Origin of the sequence: Streptococcus gallinaceus (genome assembly GCF_024170225.1) — a bacterium.
Lineage (GTDB): Bacteria > Bacillota > Bacilli > Lactobacillales > Streptococcaceae > Streptococcus > Streptococcus gallinaceus.
Genome location: NZ_JALJXU010000007.1, coordinates 65,135 through 78,187 on the forward strand (window position 1 = coordinate 65,135; position 13,053 = coordinate 78,187).

The 13,053-nt window shown below is 42.4% G+C and carries 13 protein-coding genes and 4 pseudogenes; 3 read left to right on the forward strand and 14 right to left on the reverse strand.

What is annotated here, in order from left to right:
* Positions 1-9: 9 nt before the first annotated feature.
* The gene (gene cysE, locus J2T50_RS08845; RefSeq protein ID WP_253365817.1) at positions 10-633 is read right to left on the reverse strand and encodes a serine O-acetyltransferase; all 624 of its coding nucleotides are present in this window, start codon (positions 631-633) and stop codon (positions 10-12) included.
* A gap of 58 nt (positions 634-691) precedes the next feature.
* Positions 692-2,917, reverse strand: a complete 2,226-nt coding sequence (gene pnp, locus J2T50_RS08850) for a polyribonucleotide nucleotidyltransferase (RefSeq protein WP_253365819.1) — start codon at positions 2,915-2,917, stop codon at positions 692-694.
* Positions 2,918-3,107: 190 nt separating this feature from the next.
* Here pnp and J2T50_RS08855 point away from each other — a divergent pair, with 190 nt between their 5' ends.
* On the forward strand, positions 3,108-3,635 hold the full coding sequence (locus J2T50_RS08855; RefSeq protein ID WP_253365821.1) for a GNAT family N-acetyltransferase: 528 nt from the start codon (positions 3,108-3,110) through the stop codon (positions 3,633-3,635).
* 214 nt (positions 3,636-3,849) lie between these two features.
* A complete protein-coding gene (locus J2T50_RS08860; RefSeq protein WP_253365823.1) occupies positions 3,850-6,336 on the forward strand; it encodes a bifunctional 2',3'-cyclic-nucleotide 2'-phosphodiesterase/3'-nucleotidase in 2,487 nt (828 codons plus the stop codon).
* 216 nt (positions 6,337-6,552) lie between these two features.
* Here J2T50_RS08860 and rpsO read toward each other — a convergent pair whose 3' ends face one another.
* The 8 genes and pseudogenes from rpsO to J2T50_RS10620 all read right to left on the reverse strand — a co-directional run.
* On the reverse strand, positions 6,553-6,822 hold the full coding sequence (rpsO, locus tag J2T50_RS08865) for a 30S ribosomal protein S15 (protein WP_253365825.1): 270 nt from the start codon (positions 6,820-6,822) through the stop codon (positions 6,553-6,555).
* A gap of 145 nt (positions 6,823-6,967) precedes the next feature.
* Positions 6,968-8,293 carry a uracil-xanthine permease family protein gene (locus tag J2T50_RS08870; RefSeq protein WP_253365827.1) on the reverse strand — a complete coding sequence of 442 codons (1,326 nt, stop codon included), beginning with the start codon at positions 8,291-8,293 and terminating at the stop codon, positions 6,968-6,970.
* Between the two features lie 195 nt (positions 8,294-8,488).
* Positions 8,489-8,713 carry a hypothetical protein gene (locus J2T50_RS08875; protein ID WP_253365829.1) on the reverse strand — a complete coding sequence of 75 codons (225 nt, stop codon included), beginning with the start codon at positions 8,711-8,713 and terminating at the stop codon, positions 8,489-8,491.
* Positions 8,713-8,958, reverse strand: a complete 246-nt coding sequence (locus J2T50_RS08880) for a hypothetical protein (RefSeq protein WP_253365831.1) — start codon at positions 8,956-8,958, stop codon at positions 8,713-8,715. Before J2T50_RS08880 ends, J2T50_RS08875 begins: the two co-directional genes overlap by 1 nt.
* A complete protein-coding gene (locus J2T50_RS08885) occupies positions 8,942-9,265 on the reverse strand; it encodes a hypothetical protein (RefSeq protein ID WP_253365833.1) in 324 nt (107 codons plus the stop codon). Before J2T50_RS08885 ends, J2T50_RS08880 begins: the two co-directional genes overlap by 17 nt.
* Positions 9,258-9,713 (reverse strand): hypothetical protein, encoded by a 456-nt coding sequence (locus J2T50_RS08890; protein ID WP_253365835.1) that lies wholly within the window; start codon positions 9,711-9,713, stop codon positions 9,258-9,260. Before J2T50_RS08890 ends, J2T50_RS08885 begins: the two co-directional genes overlap by 8 nt.
* Before the next feature lie 52 nt (positions 9,714-9,765).
* Complete coding sequence (locus tag J2T50_RS08895; RefSeq protein ID WP_253365837.1) at positions 9,766-10,434, reverse strand: GNAT family N-acetyltransferase; 669 nt, start codon at positions 10,432-10,434, stop codon at positions 9,766-9,768.
* 161 nt (positions 10,435-10,595) lie between these two features.
* Positions 10,596-11,235, reverse strand: a pseudogene (locus J2T50_RS10620) (transposase); the annotation flags it as partial.
* On the opposite strand from J2T50_RS10620, the pseudogene J2T50_RS08910 reads away from it, so the two are divergent.
* Positions 11,235-11,351: pseudogene (locus J2T50_RS08910) on the forward strand (helix-turn-helix domain-containing protein); the annotation flags it as partial. The pseudogenes J2T50_RS10620 and J2T50_RS08910 overlap by 1 nt on opposite strands.
* A gap of 204 nt (positions 11,352-11,555) precedes the next feature.
* On the opposite strand, the pseudogene J2T50_RS10570 reads toward J2T50_RS08910, so the two are convergent.
* From J2T50_RS10570 to J2T50_RS10550, 4 genes and pseudogenes are all read right to left on the reverse strand, one after another.
* Positions 11,556-11,838, reverse strand: a pseudogene (locus J2T50_RS10570) (hypothetical protein).
* Positions 11,838-12,038, reverse strand: a complete 201-nt coding sequence (locus tag J2T50_RS08915; protein ID WP_253365843.1) for a hypothetical protein — start codon at positions 12,036-12,038, stop codon at positions 11,838-11,840. Before J2T50_RS08915 ends, J2T50_RS10570 begins: the two are co-directional and overlap by 1 nt.
* 237 nt (positions 12,039-12,275) lie before the next feature.
* Complete coding sequence (locus tag J2T50_RS10625) at positions 12,276-12,452, reverse strand: transposase (protein WP_354281637.1); 177 nt, start codon at positions 12,450-12,452, stop codon at positions 12,276-12,278.
* Between the two features lies 1 nt (position 12,453).
* Positions 12,454-12,810, reverse strand: a pseudogene (locus J2T50_RS10550) (transposase); the annotation flags it as partial.
* Positions 12,811-13,053 lie beyond the last annotated feature (243 nt).

Here is a 13,053-nt window from a genome sequence, read left to right on the forward strand (position 1 = left end):
CAAATCTTTCTAGAGATGAGAGGATTCCATGCTAGCATAGCGGGCTTCTTCTAACTTGGATGTGTAATAGCGCTCCTTGCGTTCTTCCTCGATTTGATGATTGACCAGCTCATCCTTCTTACCATGGACACGGACAACTTTAGCCGGAATACCCACTACGGTGACTTGAGATGGAACGTCTGCGACAACCACTGCTGATGCACCGACCTTTGCCCCTGCACCAATTTCAATCGGTCCAATCACCTGAGCATGGGCAGAAATCAAAGCTCCTCGGCGGATAGTTGGATGCCGTTTACCGACATCCTTTCCTGTCCCCCCAAGCGTTACGCCGTGATAGAGCATGACTCCAGACTCAACGACTGCCGTCTCTCCAATCACCAAACCTGCACCATGGTCAATAAAGACCCCACTGGCAATCTCAGCACCAGGATGAATTTCAATCTGTGTCCAAAAACGCCAGAACTGGCTGTGCATCCGCGCCAGCAACTTCAACTGATGACGCCATAAAAAATGAGAGAGGCGGTGGGCAGCCAAAGCCTTGACACCCGGATATGTCAAAAGAACCTCCAACGTCGTACGCGCAGCGGGATCATTTTCCTTGACGATAGCGATTGTATCTTTCCACCAACCCATTTTCTTACCTCATTTATAAAGAGAGAAGGCTAAGGTTTGCGCCCTGCCTCTTCTCTGCTTATTTTTCTACTTTGTGAATTTTGAATTCGCCAAAGCCTTTATCTTCTTTTTTATCGTGTGAACGACGTGGACGGTCATGCTTATCATGCTTGTCACCTTTTTCACGTTTTTCTTCTGTAAATCCTTCTGGTTTTGGAAGAAGAGCCTTCATAGATGCGTCAACACGACCTTTTTCATCAATTTTCATGACTTTTACATCTACTTCGTCGCCGATTTCAACCAAATCCTCTACACGATTGGTGCGAGCCCAAGCCATTTCAGAGATATGTACCAATGCATCTGTCTTATCAAAGAGATTGACAAAGGCACCAAATTTCTCAATACGAACCACTTTCGCCTTGTAGACTTCACCGACTTTTGCTTCACGAACCAAGCCTGCAATGATTTCTTTTGTACGCTCAATCGCTGCACAATCGCTAGAGTAGATAGACACGTTACCTTCGTCATCGATGTCAATCTTGACACCTGTTTCAGCGATAATCTTATCGATGGTTTCGCCACCTTTACCGATGACAACCTTAATCTTGTCCACATCAATCTTGATGGTATCAATCTTAGGTGCAGTCGGTGCCAAATCAGGACGAACTTCTGGAATCGTTGCTTCAATCAAGTCAAGAATTTCAAAGCGAGCTTTCTTAGCTTGTGCAAGAGCCTCTTCCAAGATTTGTGGCGTAATCCCGTCAATCTTGATATCCATTTGTAGAGCTGTGATTCCGTCACGCGTTCCGGCAACCTTAAAGTCCATATCTCCGAAGTGGTCTTCCAAGCCTTGAATATCCGTCAAGACAGTGTAGTTTGTACCATCTGAAATCAAACCCATGGCAATCCCTGCTACCGGAGCCTTGATTGGCACACCACCTGCCATAAGAGCAAGCGTTCCTGCACAGATAGAAGCCTGTGAAGAAGAACCATTTGACTCCAAGACTTCGGCTACAAGACGGATAGCATATGGGAATTCTTCTAAACTTGGCAATACTTGCTCAAGAGCACGTTCTCCAAGAGCACCGTGACCGATTTCACGACGACCTGGTGCACCATAACGACCAGTTGAACCAACTGAGTATTGTGGGAAGTTATAGTGGTGCAAGAACCGTTTTTTGTACTCGTCATCCAATCCATCGATGATTTGTGTTTCACCCATTGGTGCCAAGGTCAAAACTGACAAGGCTTGCGTTTGTCCACGTGTAAAGAGACCTGAACCGTGAACTTTTGGCAAGAAGTCTACTTCTGCATCCAAAGGACGAATCTCATCTACACGGCGTCCGTCAGGACGAACCTTGTCTTCGGTAATCAAACGACGCACTTCTGTGTGTTCCATGATTTCCAAGATTTCTGCAACGTCACGCATGATGCGGTCATGTTCTTCGTGGTCTGCATAGCGCTCTTCGTAAGCAGCGATAACAGCTTCACGAACAGCATTTGTCGCATCTTCACGCGCTAATTTTTCTTCGACTTGAACCGCTTTTTGTAAATCTTCGTTGTAAGCCGCGATGATTTCTGCTTGCAATTCTGGATCGACTTGCAAGAGTTCCACATCCGCTTTTTCTTTACCAACAGCTGCTACAATTTGATTTTGGAAGGCCAAGAGTTCTTGAATGGCTTCGTGACCTTTCAAAAGAGCTTCCAGCATGATGTCTTCTGACAATTCTTTGGCACCAGATTCTACCATGTTGATGGCATCTTTGTTACCTGCCACTGTCAATTCCAAGAGGGAAACCGCTTGTTGGGCTTGGTCTGGGTTGATGATGAATTTACCATTGACATAACCTACTTGTACTCCAGCGATTGGTCCGTTGAAAGGAATATCTGAGATGGCAAGCGCAAGTGATGAACCAAACATAGCTGCCATTGGTGCTGATGCGTCTGCATCGTAAGAAAGCACTGTATTGATGACTTGTACTTCGTTGCGGAAGCCTTCTGCAAACATAGGACGGATCGGACGGTCAATGAGACGAGCTGTCAAGGTTGCATCCGTTGATGGACGGCCTTCACGCTTCATAAAGCCGCCTGGGAACTTCCCAGCAGCGTACATTTTTTCTTCATAATTGACTTGCAAGGGAAAGAAGTCTCCCGTTGCCATTTTCTTAGACATCACAGCTGCTGTAAGAACGGTTGAATCTCCATAACGAACGACAACTGCACCGTTTGCTTGCTTGGCAACTTGGCCTGTTTCTACGACCAATTTTTTACCAGCAAAAACAGTTTCAAAAACTTGTTTTGACATGATTTTTTCTCCAAATGTTAATTTACGGGTTTTTACAAAGTTCAAGAAAGAAAACTTCTTTCCTCAGCTTTGCAACAACCACGTATCCTCACTATTTTATCATATTTTCAGCTCAAAAGGACAAGTCAGAACACATTTTGACAAGAAAATCCATTTCTGCTAAAATACCTACAATATCAAGGAGGCGCTTATGGAAAAACTAGCACTTGTAACACCCACTTTAGACTACGCTGAGCAAATCTCCGCCTACAAATCTGCCTTTGCGTCCGAGCATCTCCATGGCGGTAGCAGATTGCAAGAAATGGACTCGCTAACTGATTGGTTAGCCCACTTAGAGCGTGAATCATCCTACGCAACCTGTCGGCCTGACCGCTCGCCATCTTCTACCTTCCTCTGCATCCGTGAATCTGACCAGAAGATGGTCGGCATTGTCAATATCCGACACGATATCGAGCAGGAATTCCTCCTAAATATCGCAGGTCACATCGGCTACTCCATTCACCCTGACGAACGACAAAAGGGCTATGCAACCGAGCAGCTGCGCCTCGCTCTCATCAAAGCAGTAAAATTAGACATCGACAAGGTCCTGATTACAGCCGCAGACTGGAATATTGGCTCACAAAAAACAATCCTCGCCAACGGCGGCGTCTACGAAGACACTCGTATTGACCCTAGCGATGGAGACAAGATGCTGCGTTATTGGATTATAAATGAGTAACATAATTGCGAGTTGGATACCCAGCTCGTTTTTTAAATTGTCAAATCATATTTTTGAATAAGTATCTTAGAACGAGCACAACTAACAACAATGAAAAGCAGCATGTTATCGGGATGTTTTTACAGAAAATGTTCGGATTTTTATAAAAAAGTATTGATGAAAAGGGTTTCTTATTGTATAATGTATGTCCAAAACCTTTTTAGAGGAGGACGATATGTCTAAACATTCACTTAAAAAAAGCACCATGCTTTTAACTATGTTTGCCGCAGTGCTAGCTTCTACAAGCCTAGTCGAAGCAGAGGAAACTCCAGCCACAGGCACTGCCCCTGTCGCAAATCTCGTGGAAACTCCAGCCGCAGAGTCCAGCGATTCAACCGCTACTCCGGAAGCTACCACTGAAACAGTAACCATTACAGAATCAACTCCATCTGTAGCCAGCAACGAAGCACCCTTGGCAGAGAGTACCTCCTCTGAAAATGAAACAGTAGCAAGCACTGCTACACCTAGCGAGGCGACAACTGTTGCTACAAACGAAACTACTACAACAACCGCACCTACTACCGCTACAAACACCAGTGAAAAACCAACAACGCCTCAAGAAGGCGATACAGTAGATGTTCGGATCTTGTCTACAACCGACCTCCACACCAACTTGGTCAACTACGATTACTACCAAGATAAGCCATCCCAAACTATCGGTTTGGCTAAAACAGCTGTCCTAATCGACAAAGCAAAAGAAGAAAAACCAAACGTTCTCCTCGTTGACAATGGAGATATCATCCAAGGCACACCACTCGGAACTTACAAATCCATTATTGACCCTGTTGAAGCCGGCGAAACTCACCCAATGTACGCCGCACTTGACAAACTCGGATTCGACGCAGGTACACTTGGAAATCACGAGTTTAACTACGGTTTGGAATATTTGGACAAGGTTATTTCAACTGCAGGTATGCCTATCGTTAATGCCAACGTAGTCGACACAGCTACAGGAAACTTGCGCTACAAACCTTACGAAATCATCACCAAAAGCTACAAGACGACAGATGGTAAGGCAATCAACCTCAACATCGGAGTTACCGGAATCGTTCCACCTCAAATCCTCAACTGGGACAAGGCTCTTCTTGAAGGCAAAATCACGGTCAAAGACTCTGTTGAAGCTGTAAAATCTGTTATTCCTGCGATGCAAAAAGCTGGCGCTGATATCATTCTCGTCCTTTCTCACTCCGGTATCGGTGACGATGTCTACGAAGTCGGCGAAGAAAATGTCGGCTACCAAATCGCAGGCATTGATGGCGTAGACGCAGTTGTTACAGGGCATTCACACGCTGAATTTCCATCAGGAAAAGGAACTGGTTTCTATGAAAAGTACAAAGATGTTGACGGCGTAAACGGATTGATCACCGGCACACCTGTTACAATGGCTGGCAAATATGGTGACCATCTTGGAATCATTGACCTAGGCTTGACGCGCATGAATGGCAAATGGCAAGTCACAAAAAGCCATGCTGAAATCCGTAAAATCGATACAAAATCGGACGAAGCAAAACCAGAAATCATTACCATCGCAAAAGAATCTCACGAAGCAACTATCAAATACGTCCGCGAACAAGTCGGAACAACTACTGCTCCAATCACCAGCTACTTTGCACTTGTCAAAGACGATCCATCTATCCAAATCGTCAATAAAGCTCAAATCTGGTACGCCAAACAAGAGCTCAAAGGAACAGCCGAAGCTAACTTGCCGATTCTATCTGCTGCGGCTCCATTTAAAGCTGGTACGCGCGGTGATGCAACCGCCTATACAGACATTCCTGCTGGACCAATCGCAATCAAAAACGTAGCCGACCTTTACCTCTACGATAATGTAACAGCTATCCTTAAAGTGACAGGTGCGGATTTGAAAGAATGGTTGGAAATGTCTGCTGGACAATTCAACACGATTGACCCAACTAGCAAGGCACCACAAAACATGGTCAACACCAACTATCGCACCTATAACTTCGATGTGATTGATGGTGTAACGTATGAATTTGATATCACACAACCAAACAAATACGATAAAGATGGCAAATTGGTCAATGCTAGCGCAAGTCGCGTACGCAACTTGAAATACCAAGGAAAAGATGTCACAGCCGACCAAGAATTTATCGTTGTGACCAACAACTATCGCGCAAGCGGTCAATTCCCTGGTGTAGCCAACGCAACCGTCAACCGCCTTCTCGGGCTTGAAAACCGCCAAGTCATTATCAATTACATCTTGGCTGAGAAAACTATCAACCCGTCTGCAGACAACAACTGGTACTTATCAGACACTATCGAAGGCTTGGACCTTCGTTTCCAAACTGCAGATAAAGCAAAAGACTTGATTGGCACCCACAAAGACATCCAGTACATCGCAGCATCAGCCGAAGCTGAAGGATTTGGTGACTTTACCTTTACCTACGTAAAACCTGAAGAACCACAAATCGATCCGATGCCAATCGACCCAGCAACTAAACCTGGCAAGCAGGCAGATGCTCAAAATATGACCTACCAACCAGGCAAAACAACTGCTCCATCTGCAGCAATCGACACCGCTGCCAAGAGCACAGCGACAACTACTCTTCCAAATACTGGTGAAAGTAGTGGCACACTTCTCATCCTACTCGGCTTATTCCTCATGAGTGTCCTCACTTTCTTCCACAAGCGCGAAGAATAGTCATAACAAAAAATAAGGGCTGATTAGCCCTTATTTTTATACGCTTCTTATCAAGAAGAATCCAGATCAATCAACCAATTATCTCGAACAGTTGATTTCCACATTAGGGTAAAAGAAAACTGCCGAGATAACCCCAGCAGTATTTCTATTTCACTCAACTGAATGCAGACTAGATCTTTCGAAAATAGAACGATTGCAGCTGAACTCAAGTCATGATTAACGACGGAGTCCGAGTGAGTTGATCAATTCGCGATAACGGTTAACATCGTTTTTACGCAAGTATGCAAGCAAGTTACGACGACGACCGATTTTTTTCATCAAACCACGGTAAGTAGCGTGGTCTTTTTTGTGTTGTTTGATGTGGTCGTTAAGGTGGTTGATTTCCCAAGTAAGGACAGCAACTTGTACCTCTACAGAACCAGTGTCACCTTCGTGACGTGCGTATTGAGCGATAAGTTCATTTTTTTTCTCTTTTGAGATTGCCATGAGTAATTCTCCTTTGTATTTGAGCTTAATCTGAGTGGTAGGTTGGCATATCCCACTACCAAGAACAGCTAGATTGTCCAATGGACGTTACCTATTTTATCAATCTTTTTGACTCTTGTCAAATACCTCTACTTTAAAATAGGGCTTATTTGCTTTCTTGTGGAAGAATAAGGTTGAGAAGGATTCCCACAATGGCGCTGAGGGCTGTCCCTGAAAGCGTCACTGCTCCCAAATCCAGAACCGCACCACCCAGTCCAAGAACCAGCATAGAAGAGGCGATAATCAGATTGCGAACCTGACCAAAATCCACTCGACGTTCAATCAATACTTTCAAACCATTGCTTGCGATAACACCGTAGAGCAGGATAGACATCCCACCAAGCACCGCACTTGGAATCGTTGAGATCAAGGCTGTAAACTTGCCAAGGAATGAAAATGCGATAGCGATGAAAGCTGCGTTTCGGATGACAGAAACAGATGCAATACGTGTCATGCCAATCACGCCCGTATTTTCACCGTAAGTTGTCTCAGCAGGTCCCCCGATAAGCGCTGAGAAGGCAGTTGCTAGACCATCACCAATCAAAGTACGGCTAAGACCTGGATTTTTCAAAAATGGACGCCCACAGATTTGGCTCAAAACAGTATGGTCTCCGATATTTTCAGCAATGGTCACAATTGAAATCGGCAAGATAGCCAACATTTCTGGACCGAAGTAAAGTTTATAGCTGTGGAAAACACCTGTTTTAAATGGAAGGTAGAGACGAGGAAGTTCAAACCAAGCTGCATCTTTAATCGGGCTCAAGTCCACCAATCCTAGGCAAAGAGACAAGAGATAGCCACACACAATGGCAATCAAGAAAGGAATGATTTTGATGAAGCCTTTTCCGTTTGTATTGATAAAAGCTGCAATCAAGAAGGTCACAACCGCAACAAGGACATGCTTCCAGTTCCCATCTGCCACAAATCCTGCATTGGTAACAGCTGAATTTGCCAAACCAAGCCCGATGACCATAATCATAGGCCCGATGACGATTGGCGGCAAAATCTTGTCCACCCAGTTATTACCAATAAAGGCTACAATTGTCGCCACCACAACATAAATCAAGCCGACAAATAGAATACCCGTCTGAGCTGCGGAAACATCCCCATTCATCTGCTTCATTGCAAGCGCCATAGCCGTGATATAGGCAAAGGATGATCCCAAGTAAACCGGCACCTTAAACTGTGTTGCCACTTGGTAAATCAAGGTTCCCACACCGGAAGCAAAGAGAGCAACTGAAACAGGCATCCCCAAAATCAAAGGAACCAAAATCGTCGCCCCAAACATAGCGAACACGTGCTGGAAACTCAACAACAATCCTTTTGCAAGCTCAGGCTTCTCATCAACATCCAGTAGCAAATCAACCTTCGATACAGATAAATCAATCGCTGATGGTTCTTCATGCTGAGAGACTTGTAATTTCAAATCCATGTACTTCTCCTATTTGGGTACACAAAAAGACCCAATTTCTATATATATGTATAGTCATAGGCCCTTAATTTTTCCTGTTGTCTTTCTCACCTCACGGGATGAGTTTAAAAACCTACGCTTGTTGTATTCTATCATACTTCTAAAAAATCTGCTAGTATTTTACAAGATTTTTGAACAACTTTTGGTAGAACACTCCTAATCAAGAAGATCCAAGTAGGCTACTTTCATATTTTTGGGAACTTTTATACTAGACATCCCATCCAAAGACCAGTTAAGACCATCTTGGTATTTCAAATTAACGATAATTCTATTTTTAAAGGTAGTCGTAAATAAAAACTCTTTTTCATTCAGCTGGTAACAGCACAATTGCTCAGAATAATAAATCGTCCAATCCCCCAAATGAAGTTCTTGATAATTCATTAGCGACCGCCATTTTCTCGAATGATGCAAATCTCATTCTCTTTTACTATAAAATTGGTCTGCCAACGAGGAAAAATCTGAACACTTTCCTCTTCGGTAAGGTAAACCAAAGCAGCATTGACATCCGTAAAGTCTTTCTCCAAGACCATCAATTTACTACCATCTTCATCCAAAACAGCCGTAAAATCTTTTTCGATACGAACTGTGTAACCATGAAATTCTACTGTTTCAAATTCTTTTTCCATCGTTCTCTCCTAATCTATAGACCTGTGTGCGCTTACTGAAATCTACAGGATCTGTCGCACGCGAAAAGATACTAACAGGTGATTCTAGATTTTTACTGATTAGCCATTGATTCTTTGAAATCTTGACCTGACCTTGCCATCTAGATTGCAAGAAAATTCCTCCATTGATGGTTAAAGACAAAATCATATAGATTTCTTCCCTACTTTCATCCGTAATCAGTACTTCTTCTTTTTGTACATGACGAGCTAATTCCAATCCATCTTGCAATAGTAGTTCTGTTGAACCAAACTGGTATTTCTTAATCACGAACTCTAACCCCATCAATGTTATATGTTCCTATTCGCTGTCCTTTCCTATTATAAAGTTTATAATAGCTTCCTCCGTGAGGACCACCACCACTATTTATCGCTCTATCCTTATATAAAGTCATCCCCCTTGGTCCAAAAAAAGGACCTGAAGCTCCACTCGAAGGTGGCTGTCCCCATTTATCAGCAAAACCTCCAACACCATCAAGAATCAGGTTACCATACCCCATAACCTTTTGAACACCAATTGTATTCCGAGCCTCACTCACTCCCAGTACTGAAGCCGATACTTTAATAGAATAAGTTAAAACAATGCCGACACTAACGAACAGGGCTAGAATTTGATTTATTTTTTTCATATTAGCACCTCCTTTAGAAAAAAGATAACATTTCTTAAATGAGTTGTCAATATTTTCTGAATATTTTTGTTTTTTATAAAACAGAATCATCCTACCACTTCGATAAAAACAATCGCTTTCGCACAATTGGGTAAATAGACCTTTATTCTGCATCTGAAGGCTGGGACAATTGTTTCGTCATTTTAACAAAGGGATAGTGCCCCCCATTGGTCTCTTGAAGGTAGCTTTCTTGCTCCGTAAATCCAACTGCTTGATACAAATGCCGTGCTCGACCATTGAAGTCTGCGACAGCCAAGTCCAACTGTCGACAAGCTGGATAATTCGTACGAATGTAGTCCTCAATAGTCTGATAAAAAGCTCTACCTTGGCCTTTCCCTGTATAGAGAGGATTCATTCCCAGACCCAGTTCCGCCCCATGACCTGCGGCATCCCATTCTAAGCAAAAATAGCCCATCAGAGCGCCATTACGAATGACCGCAAAATAACGTCCCTCACGTGCTTCTTGTGACAGGAGCTCCGCCAAATCCTCCTCATCTGCTCGCGCATCATAGAAATCATAGGGTGCTTCGTACTGCCAGGTAGCAATTGCCACAGCCAACTCTTGATCAAGTGGCATAATATAAAAATAATCCATCCTCCGAAAACTTTTGGCTAGGTTTTTAATTCTACGCTGCTGCACATCTGCCTTGTCAGTCTTGTACACATAGTCCGCATAGCCACGCTGATAGGCTGGGATCATTTCTTGAAATATAAATTGTACATCTTCAGGAAACTCCCTCAACAAGTCTCCAACACGATTGTTTTCTAGCATAATTACTCCATTTCTCCCTTTATTATAGCAGAAAATAGGTAGATTGAAATAAATTTTATGTGAATTTTCTGTCTTTTATACAAAAATTAAAAGGAAGCTGAGACAAAACTCATCTCAACCAACCCAAAAGTAGAGAAACCAATTTTGGTGCCTCTACTTTTTTAGTTTTCCGTCATTCTTTTGTTATATTTCTTGAGGTTATTATCCATGAGAACCAGTCCCATGTCAATTCTTACCTTGCGTTTGCCTCTGAGGTTACATCTGGTGTAACCCAAACAAGCCTTTATCTGACCAAAGACTGACTCGACATCCACCTTGCGCTGGGCAAAGATGGTGCGACCTTGGTCAGATAAAAGCGCCTGGCTCTCTTTCTGTTTGAGCATTCGATACCGCTCGTTGATGTACAGTCCCTTCTGTGGGGCAACCTCAGGCTCCTCAGCTCGATAGACCTTGATTTCTTGCTCAAACCCTGAAGCTGTCTTTGCGGTATTTAGTATGACTAAAGGGATAGACGAACCCGTCTGGATGTTGGTAGACATCTGTTTCCTCATCATAGTTCCAATCAACTGCTTTCTTCTTAAATGACCGCTTCTGTTCACGGTCAAACTGGTTATACTTGATGTAGTGAGAAATACCTACTTCATCAAGTTTGAGAAGATTTTCTTCACTGCCATATCCTGCATCAGCTACGACTGTCTTGAGGTCATGCCGATAAGTTTCTAAGAAAGGCAGTAAGGTTAGCGTATCGGTTAGATTAGGAAAGATATCGTAGTGAAGCACAAACTGGTTTTCAGTGGCGATTACATGAAGATAAAAAAGTAGAAGAAATTACGCATTCACTTGGTTTCTCTACTTCCTCTAATTTCTCAAGAACTTTTAAAAAAATAGTGGGAGTTACTCCTCTTGACTTCAAATAAAACTTTCAGTCCGTATCGCATTAAAGGAAATATTTTAGTACAAATCCACAACGTAATAAAATAAGGGAACTATATACCAGCCATAAGATATAGTGTCTCCGATAATGTCAAAAAAGGCGACTTCCAACCGGAAATCGTCTTTTAATACTGTCTAAATTCTTCTGGATGTTCTGCCATGTATTCAGAGCTTCAAAAAGAATTTTCTTATCCATAATTTCCCTCCCTAAAGAGTTTCAAGATGTCTTTGGGTTTGGATTTTCGGTTTGCCTGCAAAACGTATTCTCTTGTATGTGTACCATCTGTCAAGGCATCTTGTAGCATTATCTTCTGAAAAGGGGTTAAGGTCGGATTTTTTAGCAACTGTTCCACATCATCAGAACTTAGTCTCCTCGTCCTGAATAACCTTATAGAGGTAACGAAACCATAAGTCGCCATCTTTGTGGGAATGCTCGCTAGCACGAACCATGTAATCATACCAAGTTGTCATTAGCTAACTCCTTTCTTGCTCTCTTTTGGGTTGAAGTGTAATGCTATCCACAGTTTTTTATCAAACTCAGATAATTCCTTTTTCTTCTGATTCATATAATCATTAAAATCAGGTAATGGTTTCGTATACTTCTTCTCAAAGTACATATAAAAATCTTCTTTGGTTTCAGAAATATCTACCAAAGCTTCTAGTTCTGCCAAATGCTTAGATAAACTTTTTCTATCTACCTTATCTAAAGTATCATAGATACAATTTTGAGTTAGTTGAGCGTAAAAAGGACGGTGTTCAATGACAAAATCTACTGAAAATTTCTTTTTCCAAAGTTTTGTGTATTTCTCGTAAAAACTATCAGAGATACTGACCTGATAGGGATTAACTTGCTATCTACCCTACGAGAGATAGTACGCTCTAGTTCAAAATGTAGGTCAGCCCGTGTACTAGCAACCATAGATTAACTCCTTGTATTTTGTACGAACGCTAGCGTTGGAGAGCAAGAAATTAAAACGTTGAGTGTCAGAATAATCACGAGTGTTGTATCGAAAAGCAAATTCAACCACATAATCTTGAAGATACTTCTTAGACCATGAGTGGTAGATACCTATCTCCAGAACCAAAGCATTTGCGAATACGCTCTAGCATAAACCACGCTGTCTTTTGTGTAACTCCTATATCTTTAAAAAGTTGAACAGACAAGATGCCTTTTTTATGAGAAGTGACAAGCCAAATCGCCATAAACCATTTACACAGTTCAATCTTAGTGTTATCAAACAGAGTGCCAGTTTTTACGTTGAAGTATTTACCAGTATTTTTGCAACGGTATTTGTTCCCCTTGCATTTGTAAACCTTGGAAGTAGCATCAAAAGGGCTGACAACAACATCACCCCAAATCATATTTTCCAAATGGTCGATACATGATTGTTCATCAGGAAAAGCCAATTGCAAATCGAATAATGACTTAAATTCAAAATCCATAACTGGTACTCCTTTATCTTAAAACCATTATAGCACGAACAAACACATCCGTCATTTGTTCGTGTAACAAACTACTAGATAAAAGGTTGACATTTTTGATATAATAGAACTATCAAAAGTAAAGGAAATGATTGGTATGAACACAGCTCACAGCTCACAGCTCACAGCTCACAGCTCACAGCTCACAGCTCACAGCTCACAGCTCACAGCTCACAGCTCACAGCTCACAGCTCACAGCTCACA